We start from the raw sequence: 19,730 nt of genomic DNA, 5'->3' as shown, positions 1-19,730 counted from the left end.
GGGAACGTCTACCAGCCGCGTTCGGCAAGCCGGTGCGGTTGGGCGATGTCCTCTACGTTGATGCCGACCATCGCCTCGCCCAGGCCCCGCGAAACCCGCGCCAGCACGTCGGGGTCGTCATGGAAGGTGGTGGCCTTGACGATGGCCGCGGCCCGCGCCGCCGGGTCACCGGACTTGAAGATGCCGGACCCGACGAACACCCCCTCTGCTCCGAGTTGCATCATCATCGCCGCATCGGCCGGGGTGGCGATGCCGCCGGCGGTGAACAGCGTCACCGGCAGCTTGCCGGCCTTGGCGACTTCGGCGACCAGTTCGTAAGGCGCCTGCAGTTCCTTTGCCGCGACGAACAATTCGTCCTCAGACAGCGAGGTGAGCCGGCGGATCTCGCCGCCGATGGCACGCATGTGGGTGGTGGCGTTGGAGACATCGCCGGTTCCGGCCTCGCCCTTGGAGCGGATCATGGCCGCGCCCTCGGTGATCCGGCGCAGCGCCTCACCGAGGTTGGTCGCCCCGCACACGAACGGAACAGTGAACTGCCACTTGTCGATGTGGTGGCTGTAGTCGGCCGGGGTGAGCACCTCGGACTCGTCGATGTAGTCCACTCCGAGGCTTTGCAGGATCTGCGCTTCGACGAAGTGCCCGATACGCACCTTGGCCATCACCGGGATGGTGACCGCGGCGATGATGCTCTCGATCATGTCGGGGTCGCTCATCCGCGACACCCCGCCCTGAGCGCGAATGTCGGCGGGCACCCGCTCCAGCGCCATCACCGCGACGGCGCCGGCCCCCTCGGCGATCCGGGCTTGTTCGGGGGTGACGACGTCCATGATGACGCCGCCCTTGAGCATCTCGGCCATGCCGCGCTTTACTCGCGCAGTACCCGTCTGCCCGCCGGGTGCCGAACCGTTCTGCGCCGCGCTGTCCACTGAATGCTTCTCCTTGCTGGCCACTGATACCCGCTCAGTGTAGTGGGCCGACGCCACCGGTTTTCCCGCTTGTTACCCCGGCGCGGTGAACACCGGCCCGGCCGGCGACGGATCGGCGACCAGCGCGGGGAGCACGAACACCTGCACATACCGGCGGACCTGTTCGGCGTCGTCGGCGCCGGGAACGAGCCCCAGCAGCAACCCGAGCGCGACCGACAACACGAAGCGGGCGGCGTCGCCGGGGCGCAGGCCGGCGCGCAGTTTGTCGCCCGCCTGGTGAAATCCCATCTCGAACTGCCCGGCGAGCACCTCGCTCAGGGTTGCCGACCGGGCGATCATCGCGGCGACGTTGCCCTCGTCGGTGTGCTCGGAGATCACCCGCAGCAGGGGGTCCTGGCCGACTTCGGTGGCCACGATCACCAGTGACTCGGTCACCAGCTCGCCGGGGTCGGTGGTGGTCTCGAGCCGGGCGGCGATGGCGGCCATTTTGCGTCCGGCGACCCGCACCACCAACGCGTCCAGCAGCTGGTCCCGGCTGCCGAAATGCCGATAGATCACCGCGCGGGTGTAGCCGGCGTCCCGCGCGATGACCTGCATCGTCGACGCGCGGTAGCCCCGGCGCGCAAACGACCGTTCCGCGGCGTCGAGCAGCAACTCCCGAGCGTGCTCGGGAGGATTGCCACCACCGGGTGGCCTGCCTCGGCCGCGGGCCGTCTTCGCTGACATATATGGACATCTCCATTCAAATGTCTATTATCGAGGCATCCGGTGAAAGGATCGTCGCATGGCCGCAACGCTTACTGGTGTACCCGAGCAGCGTGACTGGGCGGCAGTCTTCGGCTCGTGGCGGTTGCTGGCCAACCCGGGCAAGAACGGGGGCTCCGCCTTCGAGTTGATCGTGGGCCTGGCGGCTCCGATCCTGGCGCGCAGCTACCACCAGCTGCGGGCACATCCCAACGGCCGGAAGCTGTTCTCCGAGAAGCCCGATCTGTTGGCGCTGCTGGGCGACGACGACCACCTGGCTTCGCTGCCGGCGGGATCGCTGGGCCACGCCTACCGGTCTTTTCTGCGCACCAACCGGCTCGACGCCGGCGTGTTCGACGTGGACACCGTGATCCGGCCGATCGCCGAACGCCGCGGCTGGGATGACGATTTCTTCTACATGATGCGGCGCGGCACCGCCCTGCACGACATGTTCCACACCCTCGGTGGTTACGGTCCGGACATGGGCGGAGAGTTCGGCAACCTCGGCTTCCACTGCGGCCAGATGGAGCCCTCCGGTGCGCTCAAGGCGCTCACCCTCGGATTGCTGGGGCCCCTGATCCCCGCCTCCCCACGCCGCAAGCTGCGCTATTTCCGTGAGGCGGTCCGTCGGGGGCAACGCGCCGACAACCTGATGGCCGCCCCCTATGAAGAGCTGCTGGACAAGCCGCTCGCCGAGGTGCGCGAACTGCTGGGAATCGAGCCGACCGCCCGCGCGCATCGCGACGGGCACCTGTTCATCGGGTGGATGCCGCCGGGAATGACGCCACCCACCCGGTGGGACTACGACGCGGGCCTCTCGGCGTGAGCCGGTGACAGGTCACATCGTCAAGACCATGCGGTAGCGGGCCCGGCCCTGTGCCATGGCGGCGTATGCCTCGGCCGCCTGGGCCAGCGGCCGCTCCTCGATGCGGGCCCGCACCCCCGACAGCACCGCAAACGCCATGGTTTCCTCGACGTCGCGGGCGGTGCCCGACGGGTGACCGGACACGCTGAGCCCCGGCCCGATCAACTGCACCGGGGCGATCGGCAGCGGATCTGCGGTGACACCGATGATGACCAGTTCGCCACGCGGCACCAGGCCGCCCAGCGTATCGGCCATCGCCTGCGAATTGGCGGCGGTGGCCAGCACCACCGACACCCCGCCGAGCGCGCGCAGCGCGGCCGCGACGTCGCCTGCCGTGGAGTCGATGTAGTGGTGGGCGCCCAGCGCGCGGGCGTCCTGGCCCTTCCCGGCGCCGCGAGCGACCGCGATCGTCTCGAATCCCATGGCGGCGGCGAACTGCACGCCCAGGTGGCCCAGCCCGCCGACGCCGAGCACCGCGACGCGGTCGCCGGGCAGCGCCCGGGTGCAGCGCAGCGCGTTATAGGTAGTCACCCCCGCACATCCCATCGGCGCCGCCTCGACGAAGGACAGCCCGTCGGGGATCCGCGCCAGCGCGTTGGCCGGCACCGTCACCGATTCGCCGTAGCCGCCCGGGTAGTGCAGGCTCGGCACCTGCCCGTCGGCGCAGTGGATGAAATCACCCTTGCGGCAGGGGATGCAGTGGTTGCAGTGACCGCCGAACCATCCCACCGCCACCCGGTCGCCGACGGCCCAGCCGGTCACGGCCGAGCCGAGCTCGGCGACCCGGCCGGCGATCTCATGCCCGGGGGTCAACGGCCAGCTGACGCCGGGAAACCCGCCACCGACAATGCCCTGGTCGGTGCCGCAGACACCGCAGGCCGCGACGTTGATCCTGACCTGATCGGGTCCCGGCGCGGCGGTGTCGACGTCGACGAGGCTCAGCGGCGCACCGGCCGATGGCACCTGAACAGCGCGATGAGTTGGCATTGCCCGAGCTTATTCCGCCGCAATCCGGGCAGCCAGGGCCCGAGCGGTCAAGAAATGCGGCGCAGCACCGGCTGCCCATCGGCCGAATCGGCCAGCCGGGCGGCCTCGGCGAGCCGCTCGCCGAGTTGCAGCGGGTAGACCTTTTCGCCGCCGGCGGCCAGCTCGGCGATCGTGGCCGCATCGCACCAGCGGTGACCGTGCAGGTAACGCTGCTCCAGTCCGGTGCGACCGGCGCCGGACGGTTCGAACCGGGTGGTGCGATAGGCGAAGAAGAACTCCTGGCTGTCGATCCGGTCGCCATTGAACTGGAAGGCCGCGTCGCGGCGCCAGATCGGCCCGACCAGCTCCGCGGGGTCGACCGTCAGCCCGGTCTCTTCGTGCAGTTCGCGCGCCGCCGCGTCGGCCAGCGGCTCATCGGGCAACACCTGGCCGCCGACGGTGAACCACCAGCGCGGTGCGGGATTCTCGGCGTCGTCGGGCAGGGCCGGGTCGCGGCCGCGCAGCAGCAGCACCGAGCCCGTGTCGTCGAGCAGCACCACCCGCGCCGAGACGCGCGGGCCCAGGACGCCGTGGTCGCCGTAAGCGACCATTCCGGCCCGTTCGACGATCTCGAAATACGTTGGCATCGGGGCGGTTCCGCCCAGATGCAACGCCCGAACCAGCGGGCGCTCCCGCAGCGCCACGGTGTCGCGCACCGCGTCGTTGTGGAACCGGCGCGCCAGCAGCACCCGCGCTTCGGCGTCGGCCAGCTCGGCGATCATCGCCGGCGGCAGCGACGCGGTGTCGACCATCGCCAGTTCGGCGGACAACGCGTTCTCGGCCGTCTCACGGGCGTCTCGTGACGCTCGCTCGGCGGCGTCGGCCACGGCGGCCAGCCGCCGCCCGGTCAGCGCATCGCCGTATGCCTCGAACGCGACAGCCCGGGCCACCACGGCACGGCGCGCCAGGGCCGCGTCCAGTGCCTGCCAGGACAGGTCGCACCGTACGTGCAGCCGGTTGAGCCGGCTGGCGGTCTGGTAGGCCCAGCCCACCGTGGCGGCCAGCAGCGCCACGGCGACCAGCACCAGCACGGTACCCAGGATCGTCGGGCCCATCTACTCGCCCACCGAGACCTTGCGGCCGACGCCGGCGACCGTCTCATAGACCCGGATGATCTGATCGGCCACCACCGACCAGTCGAAGCGCCGTACCGCCTCGCTGCCCGCTGCCACATACGACGCCCGCAGCGCATCGTCGTCGAGCACCTCGATCAGGGCCGCGGCCAGCGCCGCGTGGTCGTCGACCGGCACCAGCCGGCCCGCCTGTCCGTCGCGCAGCACCCGGCGGAAGGCATCCAGGTCGCTGGCCACCACCGCCGCGCCGGCGGCCATCGCCTCGGCCAGCACGATGCCGAAGCTCTCCCCGCCGGTGTTCGGTGCGCAGTAAACGTCGGCGCTGCGCAGCGCCGATGCCTTCTCGGCGTCATCGACTTGACCCAGAAACCGCAGATGTTTCGCCAATGTGCCCGCATTGCTGCGCAATTCGGCCTCGTCCCCGCGGCCGACGATCAGCAACTCGACGTCGGCGAATTTCTCGACCAGCGCCGGCAGCGCCGCCAGCAGCACCGCCATTCCCTTGCGGGGTTCGTCGTAGCGGCCGAGGAACAACACCGTACGGCCGGTTCGGGGATAGCCGGGCAGCGGCTGCGCCGTGGCGAACGCGGCCACGTCGACCCCGTTCGGGATCTCGACCGCGTCGGATCCGAGCGCCTCCATCTGCCAGCGGCGCGCCAGGTCCGAGACCGCGATGCGGCCGATGATCTTCTCGTGCATCGGCCGCAGCAGGCCCTGGGCCACGCTCAACGTCAACGACTTGGTCGTGGAGGTGTGAAAGGTGGCCACGATCGGGCCCTCGGCGACGTTCAACGCCAGCATCGACAGGCTGGGGGCATTCGGCTCGTGCAGGTGCAACACGTCGAAATCGCCCCGCATGAGCCACTTCTTGACCTTGCGGTGCGCGGCCGGGCTGAACTGCAGCCGGGCCACCGAGCCGTTGTAGGGGATCCCGACGGCCTTGCCGGCCGAGACGACGTAGTCGGGCAGCTCCACATGCGGTGAGGCCGGCGCCAGCACACTGACCTCATGCCCGCGGCCCCGCAGCACCTCGGCCAACTGCAGCACATGGGCCTGCACCCCGCCCGGCACGTCGAACGAGTAGGGGCAGACCATGCCGATCCGCATCAGCTCTCCCCCAGGTGCGCCCGTCGCGATTCAGGCAGATCGATCACCCACTGCGGCTGCATCATGTGCCAGTCCTGCGGGTATGCGGCGATGCCCTCGGCGAACGTGTCGGCCAGCGCCTGGGTGATCACCCCGACGTCACCGCTGCCGCACTCCAGCGGCGGATGAATCCGGATCCCCCAGCCCGCGCCGTCGAACCAGCAGTGCGCCGGAAGCAGGGCCGCATCGGTTGCAACAGCGAGTTTGGCCGGCCCGGCCGGCATCCGGGTGGTCTCACCGAAGAACTCGACCGCCACCCCGTTGCGGGTCAGGTCGCGATCGGCCATCAGGCAGACCAGTCCATTGGCACTCAGACGGTCGGCCAGTACCTCGAACGGCGGGCGTTCGCCGCCGGACAGTGGCAGCACCTCGAAACCCAGGCTTTCCCGGAAGTCGAGGAAGCGCCGGTAGAGCGACTCGGGTTTGAGGCGCTCGGCGACGGTGGTGAACCCGCCGTGGGTCTGGGCGAGCCAGACCCCGGCCATGTCCCAGTTGCCGCTGTGCGGCAACGCCAGCACCGCGCCGCGCCCGGCCCGCAATGCGGCTTCGATGTGCTGCTGGCCCTGCACCGAATCGTGCAGCCGGCGTGCCAGCTCGGCGTGGTCCATGGTGGGCAGCCGAAACGCCTCGCGCCAGTACCGGGCGTACGACGCCAGCGAAGCCCGCATCAGCCCCGACGGCACCTCAGCCGGCGCCACGCCCAGCACCCGGGCCAGGTTCTTGCGCAGCTGCTCGGGTCCCCCGCCGCGGGCCGCGAACAAGGCGCCGGCGTCGAATGCGTTGCGGGCGACGAATTCCGGCAACGCGCGTACCATCATCCAGCCTGCGGCGAACCCGGCATCGGTGGCCCAGGCGTCCAGTTGGCTCAGCCCGGGAACTCGCAGACCGCTCGGGATGAAGGTCACGATCCGGCGGTTCCCTCGCCGTCGGCTTCCGGCCGGGGCTCCACCGCGCCCGGTGAGGTGCGCACGGTGTGCAGCCGCTGCGCGCAGGTGATCAGGCTGGCCACCGCCAGCAGCCACATCGCCACATGCAGCGCCCACGGCAGCGGGTACACCGGCAGATCGGACAGGCCGGCACCCACCAGCACGATGATCAGCCGTTCCGGGCGTTCGATGTAACCGCCGTCGCCGCGCAGCCCGCTGGCTTCGGCACGCGCCTTGATGTAGGAGATCACCTGCGAGGTCACCAGGCAGATCAACGTGGCGACCACCAGCGGGGCGCTGTCGAGACCGAACGCCGCCCACCACGCCAGCCCGCAGAACACCGCACCGTCACTGATCCGGTCGCAGGTGGCGTCCAGGACCGCGCCGAACGCACTGCCGCCGCCGCGCAGCCGGGCCATCGCCCCGTCGAGCATGTCGAAGTGCACGAAGAACCAGACCACCAGCGTGCCGGCGAACAATTGGCCGGTGGGGAACAGTGTCAGTGCGGCCAGCACCGCACCGGCGGTGCCCATGATCGTGACGACGTCGGCGGTGAGCCCGGCCCGCAGGAAGGCCCGTGCCACCGGCGTGGTGATACCGGCGAACCTCGCCCGCGACAGGAACGGCAGCCTGCTCATGGCTGTCGCGCCCACTCGTCGGCGAGCAGCCGGCGAGTGTCACGCAGCAACTGCGGGATCACTTTGGAGCCGCCGACGATGGTGATGAAGTTCGCGTCGCCGCCCCAGCGGGGCACCACGTGCACGTGCAGATGCTCGGCCAGCGAACCACCGGCCGACTCGCCCAGGTTCAGGCCGACGTTGAACCCGTGCGGACGCGACACCGCCTTGATCACCCGGATGGCCTTCTGGATGAACGTCATCAGTTCGGCGGCCTCGGGTTCGGTGAGGTCTTCGAATTCCGAGAACCGCCGGTAGGGCACCACCATCAGGTGGCCCGGGTTGTACGGGTAGAGGTTGAGCACCGCATAGACGTTCTCGCCGCGCGCCACCACCAGTCCGTCCTCATCGGACATATTCGGGATGTCGGTGAACGGCCTGGTGGACCGTGCCGACCCGGACGCCGCACGTTTGAGCGGCGCCTCGGCCAGATAGGTCATCCGGTAGGGGGTCCACAGCCGCTCCAACCGGTCGGGGTCACCGGCGCCGGTGTCGACGATCCCGTCCTCACCGCCCTGGTCGCCGGTCATGTCGCTTCGCCCGCCTTCAGGCTCGTCTTGACCGTCTCCGCGGTCGGCGCGGTGTTGTCCCGCGCGGCGATCCAGCCGGCGATCGCCGCGACCGCGTCATCGCGGGGCACACCGTTGATCTGGGTGCGGTCGCCGAACCGGAAGCTGACCGCCCCGGCGTCGACGTCGCGGTCGCCGGCCAGCAGCATGAACGGCACGTGCGCGTTGGTGTGGTTGACGATCTTCTTGGGCATCCGGTCGTCGCTGGCGTCCACCTCGACCCGTATCCCGTGGCTGCGCAGCTGCGCGGCGATCTCCTCCAGGTATCCCACGTGCTGGTCGGCCACCGGGATGCCGACCACTTGCACCGGCGCCAGCCAGGCCGGGAAGGCTCCGGCATAGTGCTCGGTCAGCACACCGAAGAATCGCTCGATCGAGCCGAACAACGCCCGGTGGATCAGCACCGGACGCTGCCGGGTGCCGTCGGCTGCGGTGTACTCCAACTCGAACCGGTCGGGCATGTTGAAGTCGAGCTGAATGGTCGACATCTGCCAGCTGCGGCCGAGGGCGTCTTTGACCTGCACCGAGATCTTGGGGCCGTAGAACGCCGCGCCGCCCGGGTCGGGCACCAGTGTCAGCCCGGACGCCTCGGCGACCTCACGCAGCGTCTCGGTCGCCTCCTCCCACACCTCGTCGGAGCCGACGTGCTTCTCCGGGTCCTTGGTGGACAGCTCCAGGTAGTAGTCGTCCAGGCCGTAGTCGGCCAGCAGGTCGAGCACGAAGCGCAGCAGCGAGGCCAACTCCTCGCGCATGCTCTCCCGGGTGCAGTAGATGTGTGCGTCGTCCTGGGTCATGCCGCGCACCCGGGTCAGCCCGTGCACCACACCGGAACGTTCGTAGCGGTAGACGCTGCCGAACTCGAAGAGCCGCAACGGAAGTTCCCGATAGGAGCGCCCCCGCGACCGGAAGATCAGGTGGTGCATCGGGCAGTTCATCGGCTTGAGGTAGTAGTCCTGGCCGGGCTTGCGAACGGTGCCGTCCTCGGCGAACTCCGCGTCGATGTGCATCGGCGGGTACATGCCCTCGGAGTACCACTGCAGATGACCGGAGGTCTCGTACAGCGCCGACTTGGTGATGTGCGGGGTGTTGACGAACTGGTAGCCGGCCTCGATGTGCTTGCGCCGCGAGTAGTCCTCCAGCTCACGGCGGATGATCCCGCCCCTGGGATGGAAAACCGGCAGGCCCGAACCGATTTCGTCGGGGAAACTGAACAGGTCCAGCTCGACGCCCAGCTTGCGGTGATCGCGTCGCTGGGCCTCCTCGATCAGCTCGAGGTGACGCTCCAAGGCCTCCTGGGACTCCCACGCGGTGCCGTAGACGCGCTGCAGGCTGGCGTTGTTCTGATCGCCGCGCCAATAGGCGGCCGAGGAGCGGGTGAGTTTGAACGCGGGGATGAAGCGGGTGGTCGGGATGTGCGGGCCGCGGCACAGGTCACCCCAAACCCGTTCCCGGGTACGGGGATTCAGGTTGTCGTAGGCAGTGAGTTCATCGCCACCCACTTCCATGATGTCGCTGTCGCCGGATTTGTCGTCGACCAGCTCGAGCTTGTAGGGCTCGCCGGCCAACTCGGCGCGGGCGGCCTCTTTGGACTCGTAGACCCGCCGGGCGAACAGCTGACCGTCTTTGATGATCGCCCGCATCCGCTTCTCGAGCTTTTCCAAGTCCTCCGGGGTGAAGGCCTCGGGCACGTCGAAGTCGTAGTAGAAGCCGTCGGTGATCGGCGGGCCGATGCCGAGCTTGGCGCCCGGGAACAAGTCCTGCACGGCCTGGGCCAGCACATGCGCGCAGGAGTGCCGGATGACGCTGCGGCCGTCCTCGGTGTCGGCCGGCACCGGGGTCGCCTCGGCGTCGGCGTCGGGAATCCAGCTCAGGTCGCGCAGCTTGCCCTCGGCGTCGCGCACCACGACGATCGCATCCGGCGCCCCCCGGCTGGGCAGGCCCGCCGCGCGCACCGCATCGGCGGCGGTGGTGCCGGCAGGAACCCGGATCGGTGCGGGCGCGCTCATGGGGTGGTCTCCAAGGGGATGCGAGGTGGTCGAACGTCCGCGACCATGCTATCGGGGCTGTCGTGACCGACCGCTCGGGAGTACGCCGCCGTCACGGCTGGCCGGGCTTGAGCACCACGAACAGCGCCTCGCCGTCGGCCAGCACCGTATCGCCGTCACGCAGCGAGGTCCCGACGAAGATCTTGCGCCCCTCCGTCCGGCTGATCCACGCCTCGACCTGCAGCTCCTTGTCGATCGGGACGATGTTGCGGTAGTTGACATGCAGATAGGCGGTGCGCTGGTAGGGCCCGCCGGTCAGCAGCCACGACGCGGTTCCCAGCACGGAGTCGAACAGCAGGCCGATGGCGCCACCGTGCGCGGCGCCGTTGCGGCCCAGGTGGAAGCGCCGGAATCGGGCCCAGCCGCGCAGCCGGCCGTCCTCGGTCCTGCTGAGCTTCATCGGCACCGCCAGCAGGTTGCCGCGCATCGGCAGATCCAGCCGGCGCCCCGACGGCGAGGACCATTCGTCGCCGTCGAACGGCGCCAACAGGTCGCAGACGTCCTGCAGCGCGTCGGCGGCCCGGCTGAACACCTCGTCCGGGGCGTCGGCGGCTCGGGCGTGGTCCTGCAGCGCACGCATCGTCTCGAGGAACCGGCCGTAGTCCGGCCCGCCCTTCTGGGTCGGTTCGGGCGGGTTGAATCCGCCGCCGGCATGTGTGGCTGTCACGCGTCTATTTAACGTTCAGGTGATTACCGGGTGTACGCCACGCCCGCGATGGCAGGGTTGGTGCGGTGGACTTGAGCAGACTGCGCGACCTACCGCTGACCTACGCCGAGGTGGGCGCCACCGCCGGGGCGCTGCCCGCGGGGTATCAGCATCTGGAACACGCCGCCCCGATCGGCCGCGGCCGGCAGCGGTTCGAGCAGGCGGCCGAGGCGGTGCTGCACTGGGGAATGCAGCGCGGCGCCGGTCTGGGGGTGCGGGCCGACAGCGACGTCGCCACGGTGGGCGCGACAGTGGTGGTGCGGATGGGTTTGCTCAGCGCACCGTGCCGGGTGGTCTACGTGGTGTCCGAGCCCGATCGCCGCGGCTTCGCCTACGGCACCCTGCCGGGACACCCCGAATCCGGTGAGGAGTTGTTCTCGGTGCGCTACGACCCCGCCGACGAGACGGTCCACGCACAGGTGCGGGCGTTCTCCCGGCCCGCCACGTGGTGGATCAGGGCAGCCGGACCGGTGGCTTCGGCGGCGCAGCGCGTCATCGCCAGGCGTTATCTGCGGGCGATCTGACGTCCCGATATGGCGCGACCGCGCCGCGGTCCGGTGGGCCGTGGCGCGGCCGCGAGCTGGACTGGGGCGGCGTCAGGTCACACGACGGACATGCACGGCCTGGGCCAGCCGTGCCAGCACCACGGCGGAGACCAGCAGACCGAAGTCCCGCAGCGCGACGTCGTAGTAGCCGGACAAGGTGAGCAGGTCGACGATGATGCCGGCGAGCCACGCCGCCACCACCCAGGCGCCGATCCGCGGCGCGACCGCGACCAGGACCCCGGCGACGATCTCGATGACGCCGATCAGGTACATGGCCTGGTCGCCGTTGCCTGGCAGGATGTCATTGATCCAGCCGGCAAGGTACTTGTCCCAGTGGCTCGGGCCCGCGCCTCCGGGGACGTGCGTCAGCAGATTGAAGAACTTGTCCAGACCGAACAGGATCGGGGCGACCGTGAACAGCGTTCGCAGCAGAAAATACGCCTCGAACACCGGGTCCTTCAACCGCTCCGAAAGGGCAGGTGAGCCCAGATTGGTGGCACTCATGAACATCCTCCTCGCTTCTAAATATCAATATTTTGAACGTTAGAACGACCTGAATCTAACGTCAAGACCTTTCTCCGATAGAAACCTGCTGCCGATGGCCAATCTGGACCGCAACATGACCGGGATCGGTGCCCTCGCGGATCCGGTTCGTCGCGAGCTGTATCGATTCGTCGCCTCCCAAGCCGCCCCGGTCAGCCGTGACGAGGCTGCCGCGGCCACCGGGATTGCCCGCCATCAGGCCAAGTTCCATCTGGACCGACTGGAGGCCGACGGCCTGCTGGTGAGCGACTATGCCCGGTTGACCGGTCGCTCAGGTCCCGGCGCCGGCCGCCCATCGAAGCGCTACCGGCGCTCCCCGAGCGAGATCGCGGTGAGCCTGCCGCCGCGGGAATATGAACTGGCGGGCCGGTTGATGGCCGATGCGATCGCCGAATCCGCCCGTACCGGCACACCGGCAATCCAGGCGCTCGACCGACGGGCCCGGGATTACGGCCGCGAACTCGGGAGGGCTGCCACGGCGGACCGACCACCGGCCGACGCCGCCGCCGCCCTCGAGTTGGCCGCCGATGTGCTCACCGACCACGGCTACGAGCCGCGTGACGACGGCAGCGGCGAGGTGTATTTGGCCAACTGCCCGTTTCACGCACTGGCCCAGTCCCAGACAGAACTGGCCTGCACCATGAATCTCGCGCTGATCAGCGGCGTCGCCGATGCGCTGATGCCGTACTGCCCGCGGGCCCGCCTGGCGCCCGATCCGTCTCGGTGCTGTGTTGTGCTGACCGCCGGTGAGCGTCCCGCCCCCGGTTAGCCCCAGCGGGCCAACAGTCGCTGCGCCCCGGCGCACAGCTCATCGACGACCACCGCCACCGGACGGCTCGCGCTGAGCAGTCCCACGCCCTGGCCGGCGTCGACCGGAGCGATCCGCTGGTCTTCGGCGGCGATACCGGCCGCCAGCTCCGCGATCGCGTGCTCGTCGCCGGCCAGCGTTGCCTCGCGCCCCGCCCAGCGGCCGGCGAACTCGTTGCGCAACACCCGCGATGGGAACTGCGCCGGCCAGCCCAGCCGCTGGCCGATGTCGAACACCCGGGTGGTCACGGTGTCGGTGCCGGCCGCCGCGATCAAGGCGCGCCGGACCGCGTCGCCGGTCAGTGCCTCAGGACAAGCCGACAGACAGGTCCCCAGCCAGGCGCCGGCGGCTCCGGCGGCCAGCACCGCGGCCAGACTGCGTGGCGAGGCGACCCCTCCGGCGGCCAGCACCGGCACCGTCACGGCGTCCAGCACGGCGTCGAGCAGCGGCAGCGTCGCGAGCCTCGTCTGCCCGTGTCCACCACCCTCGGCGCCGCGGGCCACCACCACGTCCAGCCCGGCGTCTTGTGCGCGCCGGGCCTCCTCCGCGTCGTAGACCTGCGTGGCGGTGCGGATTCCGACCGCGTGGGCGCGCTCGACCCAGGACAGGTCGGTGCCGAAGCTGACCGAAAGCAGCGCGGGGCGGGCCGCCAGCGCGGCGTCGAACAGGTCCGGCTGGTCGCGGATCACCCAGTCCACCAAGCCGATTCCGAACCTCGCCGGTCCGACCCGGGCCACCTCGGTGGCCAACGACGCGGCAGTGGCGGTGCTGCCCATTCCGATCATGCCCAGCCCGCCGGCGGCGGTGACCGCAGCGGCCAGCCGTCCGCCGGCCACCCCTCCCATCGGCGCGTTGACGATGGGCACCCGCAGCCCCGCCCCCAGCGACCAGGGCGTGCCGAGCCGCGCTGCCGGAACGCTCAGTGCGCGGCGCTCTTGGCCACGGTGAGCAGCACCACCGAGTCCTCCAGCGACTCCAGCGCGTGGCGGGTCAGCGGGATGCCGACGATCTCCCCCGCCGAGCCCTCCCAGGCGTCGTCACCGGCGGTCAGCCGCACCCGGCCGCGCAACACCTGCAGGGTGGACTCCCCCGGGCTGTCGTGTTCGGCCAGCGCCTCGCCGGCCCGAAGTGCCACCAGGGTCTGACGCAGATGGTGCACCGATCCGCCGTAGACGGTGTGGGCCGAGCGCCCGCTGTGGTGCTGCCGGGCCTCGGCCAGTTTCTCGTCGGCCAACGCGATCAGCGAAGTCGATTCCATCGGTAATCCTTACTGCTAGGCGGGCGGACAGGTGTTCGGTTCAAACAATTCAGCGGGCCAGCAACAGAATGCCCAGCGGCACCAGCGCGGCGACCTTGATCAACTCCAGGACGATGTAGGCGTAGTGCGCGCGGGAGCGCGGGGCATCCAGCCCGGCCAGCACCTGATCGGCGCGACGGCTCAGCCCCGGACGCACCATCACCAGTTGGGCGACCAGCATCGTCACCGCGACCGCGAACGTGACCACAATGGGCGCGGTCGGGCGCTCGGAGACGAACGACGCCGCGATGGCGGCCGCCAGGATGAGTTCCGCGGAGTTGAGGGCCCGAAACACCAGCCGGCCGATACCCAGGCAGATCGGGATCGTCGCGTTGGGCGCGCGGAACTTCAGCGGCGCCTCCATGAACGAGATCGCGGCCACCATGCCCAGCCAGAGGAATGTCGCGGCGATCGCAACGGCGGCGGCAATGCTCACCCGGTGGTTCCTTCCACCGGCACCGGACCAGCGGGCGACTGCCCGATGCGGACCCCGTTCGGGGCCGGCTCGGCCCCATCGAATTCCATCGACTTCAAGTGCGCCACACACAGATCCGGCTGGGCGAACGAGTCGAGACGATCGACGGTCACCGGTGCGTCCCAGGCTTCCAGCGCGCCTTGCATCAGCCCCAGGTGGATCGGGCAGACCACGTCGGTGGAGGTCTCGGCGAGCTCCAGGAACGGACAGTGCCGCAATCCGAGCTGCTTCTCACCGGCATCGTCGGGTTCGAGCTGCTCGGGCTGGAAACCGAGCTCGTCGAGCATGTCGACGAGCTGATCGGTCGACTCGTCGGCGCCGACGGGATCGGCCGGGCGGTTCAGCGGCCGCAACCGCTGACCCCACGCCCGGCCGGCCGCCAGCGCTTTGCCACTGGGGTCGGAGTCGGCGGCCAGGCCGATGGTGAGGATCTCGGCGAGCAGCCGGAACCGGCGCGTGCCACCGCGGTCCATCTGCCGGATCGCCCGGAACATCAACGCCGGCCGGCCGCGACCCTTGTGGTCGGGCTCGGTGTGCTCGACGCGGCCTTCCTCCACCAGGGTGTCCAGGTGAAAACGCACCGTGTTGGGGTGCACCCCCAACTCGTCGGCGATCTGCGCGATGCTCAGCGGCTCGTCCGCGGCCTGCACCAGCCGAAGCACGTCGAGGCGACGTCCTCCGGGCGGCCCAGGCGGTTTGGCGATGTCGCTCACTCCCCCTGGGGAGGGAAGCTGGCCACTAGCGGGGTGTCGATGCCGAGCGGTCCGATCTTGGCGGCCCCACCGGGTGAGCCGAGCGCCTCATCGCGGCCGGGCAGCGCCTCGGTGAAGAACTCCGCGTTGTCGGCCAGGTGCGGTTGCAACTCCTCCGGAAGGTCATCCTCGTAGTAGATGGCCTCGACCGGGCAAACCGGTTCGCAGGCACCACAATCCACACATTCGTCAGGATGGATGTAGAGGGCTCGCCCGCCTTCGTAGATGCAGTCGACGGGGCACTCCTCCACGCAGGCCCGGTCCATCACGTCAACGCACGGCTTCCCGATCACATATGCCATGGGCGTGAGTTTACACAAGGGATTTTGTAGAAACTAGAAGGGCGACCCATTTGTCGGAGGCCGAACTCGACGCCCGGGTGCTGCCCAGATCCGGGAAGAACAAGACCATCGTCGCGATCTTCGCCGAGCCGGCGGCCGGCGAGTCGGTTGCACTGCTCAACGACCACGAACCGGAGCCGTTGCGCCTCGAGTTCGAACGCCAACGCCCCGGCAGCTACGGCCGGGAGCACGTCGGCCCGGATGGGTTGCGCTGCTTGATGATTCGCCGGAAACTTCAGTTCCTGAACCCGCTGGCAGCGGGCTGACAGACCAGTGCTGGACCACGGCGGTCAGCCTCGGGTAGAAACGACTGATGGCTGACAGGTACCGCGACTTCCCCACCCTTCGACTCGAAACCGGCGACAACGGTGTGCTGCAGCTAGTGCTGGACGCGCCGGGGCTCAATTCGGTGGGCCCGCAGATGCACCAGGACCTGGCCGACGTGTGGCCGGTCATCGACCGCGACGACGCGGTGCGCGCGGTGCTGGTCCGGGGCGAGGGCAAGGCATTCTCCGCCGGCGGCAGCTTCGAACTGATCGAGAAGACCATCGGCGACTACCCCGGGCGGATGCAGGTGCTGCGCGAGGCCCGCGACCTGGTGCTGAACCTGGTCAACTTCTCCAAGCCGGTGATCTCGGCGATCAACGGCCCCGCCGTCGGCGCCGGGCTGGTGGTGGCGCTGTTGTCGGACATCTCGGTGGCTGGGCGCACCGCTCGGCTCATCGACGGCCACACCAAGCTCGGGGTGGCCGCCGGCGATCACGCCGCCATCTGCTGGCCGCTGCTGGTCGGCATGGCCAAGGCCAAGTACTACCTGTTGACCTGCGAGACGCTGCACGGCGAGGAGGCCGAACGCATCGGGCTGGTCTCCAAGTGCGTCGACGACGACGAGGTGCTGGCCACCGCGACCGGTATCGCCGACGATCTGGCGCACGGCGCTCAGGACGCGCTGCGCTTCACCAAGCACAGCCTCAACTACTGGTACCGCCAGTTCGCACCGGCCTTCGAGACCGCGCTGGGGCTGGAGTTCCTCGGCTTCTCCGGCCCGGATGTGCACGAGGGACTGGCCGCCATCCGGGAGAAGCGCAAGCCCCGGTTCAGCTAGGCATCGACCCCGATCGCCTGCGCCGTGGCCCAGCGGTAGTCGGCCTTGCCGGACGCCGAGCGCTGCACACGCTCGCAGAACACCACGTCCTTGGGCAGCTTGTAGCGGGCGATGTGGCGGGCCGCCTCGGCGACGATGTCGTCGGCCTCGGCGCCGGCTCCCTCCGCCAGCTGCACCACGGCGACGACCTCGTGGCCCCACCGTTGACTGGGCCGCCCCACCACCACGACGTCGTAGACGGCGGGGTGGCGGCACACCGCGGCTTCGACCTCCTCGGCGAAGATCTTCTCGCCGCCGGAGTTGATGGTCACCGAGTCACGGCCGAGCAGCTCGATGCCGCCGTCGGCATGCCAGCGTGCCCGGTCACCGGGGACCGAGTGCCGGATGCCCTCGATGATCGGGAAGGTGCGCGCGCTCTTCTCCGGGTCGCCCAGGTATCCCAGCGGGACATAACCCTGCTGCGCCAGCCAGCCGATCTCGTCGTCGCCGGGCGACAAGATGCGGGTGAGGTCCTCGCTGACCACGACCGCGCCCGGGTTCGGGGTGAACCGACCGGTGGACGGCTGCCCGCGGCTGGTGGTCTGGCCCATCTGCGCACCGGTCTCCGACGAGCCGCCGGCATCCAGGATCGACAGCTGCGGCAGCAGCTCCAAGATCCGTTGCTTGATCGGGACGGTCAGCGGCGCGCCACCGCTGGCCAGCACGAACAGCCCCGACAGGGCTTCGGCCAGCTCGGGGCCACCGGCCTCCAGCGCGTCGGCAAGCGGCCGCGCGAAGGCGTCCCCGACGATCGACAGCGAAATGACCCGCTCCCTGGCGGCCAACTCCCAGGTCGCCACCGGGTCGAACCGGTCGGTCGTCGCGGACATGACGAACGGCCGGCCGCCCAGCAGCGTGATGAACGCCGCCCACTGCGCGGCGCCGTGCATCAGCGGCGCCACCGTCATCGAACCGGGGCCTCCGGCGCGGGTGCGATCGACGATCTCGGTCAGGCTGGTGGGCACGGCACCGCTGCCGAACTCCCGGCCGCCCATCGCGTTGATGAAGATGTCGTGCTGGCGCCACAACACGCCCTTGGGCATGCCGGTGGTGCCGCCGGTGTAGAGCAGGTAGAGGTCATCCGGCGACGGCGCCAGCTCCAACGGGTCGGCGGAGGTGGCGGCCAGCAGCTCCTCGTAGCGCACCGCGCCGGGCAGCGGATCGTTGCCGGAGTCGTCGTCGACATGGATCAGCGTCAGCGGCGGCAGCCGATCGCCGGCCCGCCCCAGTGCGTCGGCCAGCGTCGCGGCGTAGCGGGCGTGGTACATGACCGCCTCGGCGGCGGCATCGGTCAGCACATAGACCAGTTCGTCGGCCACATAGCGGTAGTTGACGTTGAACGGGGCGACCCGGGCGTGGTAGGCCCCGAGCATGCCCTCCAGGTATTCGTTGCCGTTGGCCAGGTACAGCGCGAGATGACTCTGCCCGGATTCATGGCCGGTCAGTTCCGGGCGCTCGCGGCGCACCCCCAGGCCACGCTCGTGCAGGGCCCGCGCCAGCCGGCGCGCACGGTCTTCGATCTGGGCGTAGGTCAGCCGCCGGTCACCGAACACCACGCACTCGCGGTCGGGGATCGCCGCGGCCACCGCCGAGAAAACCTGGGCGAGATTGAATTCCATTGCCGCTCCTCGATCGACCACCGGCCCGCGCCCGGATTACGCTACTAGCTGACTCCTATTCGGCCGATGACGGTCTCGGGGGGCGCATCACAGCACCGTCAGGCATGCTTGCCGCATGTCGGTGGACGCCCTGCTGCAGTCGATCCCGCCCTTGCTGGTTTACCTGCTCGTCGGCGGGGTGATCGGCCTGGAGAGCCTGGGCATCCCGTTGCCGGGCGAAGTCATGTTGGTAGGCGCCGCATTGTTGTCTTCCCGCCACGAGTTGGCGGTCGACCCCGCCGGGGTCGCGGCGGCGGCGATCACCGGCGCGGTGATCGGCGACTCAATCGGATATTCGATCGGTCGTCGCTTCGGCATGCCGCTCTTCGACCGGCTGGGCCGGCGGTTTCCCAACCACTTCGGCCCCGGTCACATCGCCTACGCGGAACATCTGTTTGCCCGCTGGGGAACCAGCGCGGTGTTCTTCGGCCGGTTCGTCGCGCTGCTGCGCATCTTGGCCGGTCCGCTGGCCGGGGCGTTGAAGATGCGCTATTCGCACTTTCTCATCGCCAATGTGACCGGCGCGATCTGCTGGGCCGGCGGCACCACCGCCCTGGTTTACTACGCCGGGATGGCCGCCGAGCACTGGTTGTCCCGGTTCTCCTGGGTCGCGCTGTCGGTAGCGGTGCTTGGCGGTGTCATCGGCACCCTCGCGCTGCGGGGACGCATCGGCGCGCACATCGCCGAACTCGAGGCGCAGCATCGCCGCCAGTCCGATGTCGTTCAGGAACCCGCCGAATAGCGGCCGGATAGGGGTTGTCCTCGCGCCGTCGCCGGAGCATGGTGGAAGGGACCGGCGGCGCCGCCGGGGCGTCGCCCCGATCTCCTCGGAGGCCGATATGTTCGCGCGCGCAACCACCATCCACGCCCATCCGTCCTTCCTCGACGAGGGCATCACCCACGTCCGCGGCGTGGTGATGCCGGCCCTGGCCGACATGGACGGCTGCGCGGGGATGTCAATGCTCGTCGACCGCGACGCCGGCCGGTGCATCGTGACCTCGTCCTGGCTCGATGAGGACACGCTGCGGGCCAGCGAGGCCGGTGCCCAGCAACTCTGCGACCGTGCCACCGAGATCTTCCACGCCACCGCCGAGATCACCCGCTGGGAGATCGCCGCGGTACGCCGCGATCACCGGTCACGGCGCCACGCCGGCGTGCGGGTCACCTGGCTGCGGACCGACCCGGCCAGCTGCGAGCGGTTGATCGACACCTACAAACTGGCGCTGATCCCGCAGATGGCCGACATGCACGGGTTCTGCAGCACCACCCTGCTGGTCGACCGCTCGTCGGGGCGCGCGGTGTCCTCGATCAGCTTCGAGGACCGTGCGGCGATGGTGGCCAGCCGCGGCGGCGAGCAGGCGATCTGGGCCCGGGCCATCAACGATGTCGGCGCCGATGTGCTGGAGGTCGCCGAGTTCGACCTGGCGATCGCGCATCTGAACGCGCCCGAGATGGTGTAGCCAT

Annotated in this window: 24 protein-coding genes; 7 read left to right on the top strand and 17 right to left on the bottom strand. The window is 69.7% G+C overall.

The features are described from left to right. Positions 1-8 precede the first annotated feature (8 nt). Both pdxS and ACAG20_RS18050 read right to left on the bottom strand, forming a co-directional pair. Entirely contained in the window at positions 9-926 is a 918-nt protein-coding gene (gene pdxS / locus ACAG20_RS18055; RefSeq protein ID WP_370493550.1) for a pyridoxal 5'-phosphate synthase lyase subunit PdxS, read from the bottom strand. 72 nt (positions 927-998) lie between these two features. Continuing rightward, the gene (locus tag ACAG20_RS18050) at positions 999-1,652 is read right to left on the bottom strand and encodes a TetR/AcrR family transcriptional regulator (RefSeq protein WP_112689122.1); all 654 of its coding nucleotides are present in this window, start codon (positions 1,650-1,652) and stop codon (positions 999-1,001) included. Between the two features lie 58 nt (positions 1,653-1,710). Here ACAG20_RS18050 and ACAG20_RS18045 point away from each other — a divergent pair, with 58 nt between their 5' ends. Continuing rightward, positions 1,711-2,496, top strand: a complete 786-nt coding sequence (locus ACAG20_RS18045; protein ID WP_112689124.1) for a Coq4 family protein — start codon at positions 1,711-1,713, stop codon at positions 2,494-2,496. Positions 2,497-2,508: 12 nt separating this feature from the next. Here ACAG20_RS18045 and ACAG20_RS18040 read toward each other — a convergent pair whose 3' ends face one another. From ACAG20_RS18040 to ACAG20_RS18005, 8 genes are all read right to left on the bottom strand, one after another. Beyond that, positions 2,509-3,522, bottom strand: coding sequence for an alcohol dehydrogenase catalytic domain-containing protein (locus tag ACAG20_RS18040; RefSeq protein ID WP_370493549.1), 1,014 nt, complete (start codon positions 3,520-3,522; stop codon positions 2,509-2,511). A gap of 47 nt (positions 3,523-3,569) precedes the next feature. Further along, on the bottom strand, positions 3,570-4,616 hold the full coding sequence (locus ACAG20_RS18035) for an NUDIX hydrolase (RefSeq protein ID WP_370493548.1): 1,047 nt from the start codon (positions 4,614-4,616) through the stop codon (positions 3,570-3,572). Then, on the bottom strand, positions 4,617-5,741 hold the full coding sequence (locus tag ACAG20_RS18030) for a glycosyltransferase family 4 protein (RefSeq protein WP_112688616.1): 1,125 nt from the start codon (positions 5,739-5,741) through the stop codon (positions 4,617-4,619). Next, the gene (locus tag ACAG20_RS18025; RefSeq protein WP_370493575.1) at positions 5,741-6,664 is read right to left on the bottom strand and encodes a phosphatidylinositol mannoside acyltransferase; all 924 of its coding nucleotides are present in this window, start codon (positions 6,662-6,664) and stop codon (positions 5,741-5,743) included. The genes ACAG20_RS18030 and ACAG20_RS18025 overlap by 1 nt, the downstream gene beginning before the upstream one ends. A gap of 17 nt (positions 6,665-6,681) precedes the next feature. Further along, positions 6,682-7,344 (bottom strand): phosphatidylinositol phosphate synthase, encoded by a 663-nt coding sequence (gene pgsA / locus ACAG20_RS18020; RefSeq protein WP_112688620.1) that lies wholly within the window; start codon positions 7,342-7,344, stop codon positions 6,682-6,684. Further along, on the bottom strand, positions 7,341-7,913 hold the full coding sequence (locus ACAG20_RS18015) for an HIT domain-containing protein (protein WP_112688622.1): 573 nt from the start codon (positions 7,911-7,913) through the stop codon (positions 7,341-7,343). Before ACAG20_RS18015 ends, pgsA begins: the two co-directional genes overlap by 4 nt. Then, the gene (gene thrS / locus ACAG20_RS18010; protein WP_370493547.1) at positions 7,910-9,958 is read right to left on the bottom strand and encodes a threonine--tRNA ligase; all 2,049 of its coding nucleotides are present in this window, start codon (positions 9,956-9,958) and stop codon (positions 7,910-7,912) included. Before thrS ends, ACAG20_RS18015 begins: the two co-directional genes overlap by 4 nt. Positions 9,959-10,049: 91 nt before the next feature. Beyond that, positions 10,050-10,664: a PaaI family thioesterase gene (locus ACAG20_RS18005; RefSeq protein WP_370493546.1), complete on the bottom strand. Its 615-nt coding sequence runs from the start codon at positions 10,662-10,664 to the stop codon at positions 10,050-10,052. Between the two features lie 65 nt (positions 10,665-10,729). On the opposite strand from ACAG20_RS18005, the gene ACAG20_RS18000 reads away from it, so the two are divergent. Then, the gene (locus ACAG20_RS18000; RefSeq protein WP_370493545.1) at positions 10,730-11,227 is read left to right on the top strand and encodes a DUF1990 family protein; all 498 of its coding nucleotides are present in this window, start codon (positions 10,730-10,732) and stop codon (positions 11,225-11,227) included. A gap of 72 nt (positions 11,228-11,299) precedes the next feature. Here the strand turns inward: ACAG20_RS18000 and ACAG20_RS17995 are convergent, their stop codons facing one another. Then, the gene (locus tag ACAG20_RS17995) at positions 11,300-11,752 is read right to left on the bottom strand and encodes a DoxX family membrane protein (protein WP_112688632.1); all 453 of its coding nucleotides are present in this window, start codon (positions 11,750-11,752) and stop codon (positions 11,300-11,302) included. 94 nt (positions 11,753-11,846) lie between these two features. Between ACAG20_RS17995 and ACAG20_RS17990 the strand changes: the two genes are divergently transcribed. Continuing rightward, positions 11,847-12,560, top strand: a complete 714-nt coding sequence (locus tag ACAG20_RS17990; RefSeq protein ID WP_370493544.1) for a helix-turn-helix transcriptional regulator — start codon at positions 11,847-11,849, stop codon at positions 12,558-12,560. On the opposite strand, the gene ACAG20_RS17985 is transcribed toward ACAG20_RS17990, so the two are convergent. The 5 genes from ACAG20_RS17985 to fdxA all read right to left on the bottom strand — a co-directional run bounded on the left by ACAG20_RS17985 (position 12,557) and on the right by fdxA (position 15,425). Continuing rightward, entirely contained in the window at positions 12,557-13,444 is an 888-nt protein-coding gene (locus ACAG20_RS17985; protein WP_370493574.1) for an NAD(P)H-dependent flavin oxidoreductase, read from the bottom strand. The two genes, ACAG20_RS17990 and ACAG20_RS17985, sit on opposite strands and share 4 nt — an antisense overlap. A 74-nt stretch (positions 13,445-13,518) precedes the next feature. Next, positions 13,519-13,857 (bottom strand): cupin domain-containing protein, encoded by a 339-nt coding sequence (locus ACAG20_RS17980; protein ID WP_112687033.1) that lies wholly within the window; start codon positions 13,855-13,857, stop codon positions 13,519-13,521. 49 nt (positions 13,858-13,906) lie between these two features. After that, complete coding sequence (locus ACAG20_RS17975; RefSeq protein WP_112687031.1) at positions 13,907-14,332, bottom strand: hypothetical protein; 426 nt, start codon at positions 14,330-14,332, stop codon at positions 13,907-13,909. Further along, complete coding sequence (locus tag ACAG20_RS17970) at positions 14,329-15,084, bottom strand: helix-turn-helix transcriptional regulator (protein ID WP_370493543.1); 756 nt, start codon at positions 15,082-15,084, stop codon at positions 14,329-14,331. Before ACAG20_RS17970 ends, ACAG20_RS17975 begins: the two co-directional genes overlap by 4 nt. Next, positions 15,081-15,425: a ferredoxin gene (gene fdxA, locus ACAG20_RS17965; RefSeq protein ID WP_041318112.1), complete on the bottom strand. Its 345-nt coding sequence runs from the start codon at positions 15,423-15,425 to the stop codon at positions 15,081-15,083. The genes ACAG20_RS17970 and fdxA overlap by 4 nt, the downstream gene beginning before the upstream one ends. Before the next feature lie 50 nt (positions 15,426-15,475). Here fdxA and ACAG20_RS17960 point away from each other — a divergent pair, with 50 nt between their 5' ends. Continuing rightward, on the top strand, positions 15,476-15,730 hold the full coding sequence (locus tag ACAG20_RS17960; RefSeq protein ID WP_370493542.1) for a DUF2249 domain-containing protein: 255 nt from the start codon (positions 15,476-15,478) through the stop codon (positions 15,728-15,730). Between the two features lie 47 nt (positions 15,731-15,777). Then, the gene (locus ACAG20_RS17955; RefSeq protein WP_112687027.1) at positions 15,778-16,569 is read left to right on the top strand and encodes an enoyl-CoA hydratase/isomerase family protein; all 792 of its coding nucleotides are present in this window, start codon (positions 15,778-15,780) and stop codon (positions 16,567-16,569) included. Here ACAG20_RS17955 and ACAG20_RS17950 read toward each other — a convergent pair. Next, a complete protein-coding gene (locus tag ACAG20_RS17950) occupies positions 16,566-18,227 on the bottom strand; it encodes an acyl-CoA synthetase (RefSeq protein WP_370493541.1) in 1,662 nt (553 codons plus the stop codon). The genes ACAG20_RS17955 and ACAG20_RS17950 overlap by 4 nt on opposite strands. Before the next feature lie 115 nt (positions 18,228-18,342). Here ACAG20_RS17950 and ACAG20_RS17945 point away from each other — a divergent pair, with 115 nt between their 5' ends. Next, positions 18,343-19,008 carry a DedA family protein gene (locus ACAG20_RS17945; RefSeq protein WP_112687023.1) on the top strand — a complete coding sequence of 222 codons (666 nt, stop codon included), beginning with the start codon at positions 18,343-18,345 and terminating at the stop codon, positions 19,006-19,008. 97 nt (positions 19,009-19,105) lie between these two features. Beyond that, a complete protein-coding gene (locus ACAG20_RS17940) occupies positions 19,106-19,726 on the top strand; it encodes a hypothetical protein (protein ID WP_112687021.1) in 621 nt (206 codons plus the stop codon). The last annotated feature ends 4 nt before the right edge of the window (positions 19,727-19,730 follow it).

This window comes from Mycobacterium sp. pW045, from assembly GCF_041287085.1.
Lineage (GTDB): Bacteria > Actinomycetota > Actinomycetes > Mycobacteriales > Mycobacteriaceae > Mycobacterium > Mycobacterium algericum_A.
The sequence above is the reverse complement of the archived record's forward strand: the minus strand, read 5'-3'. Positions and strand labels throughout refer to the sequence as shown.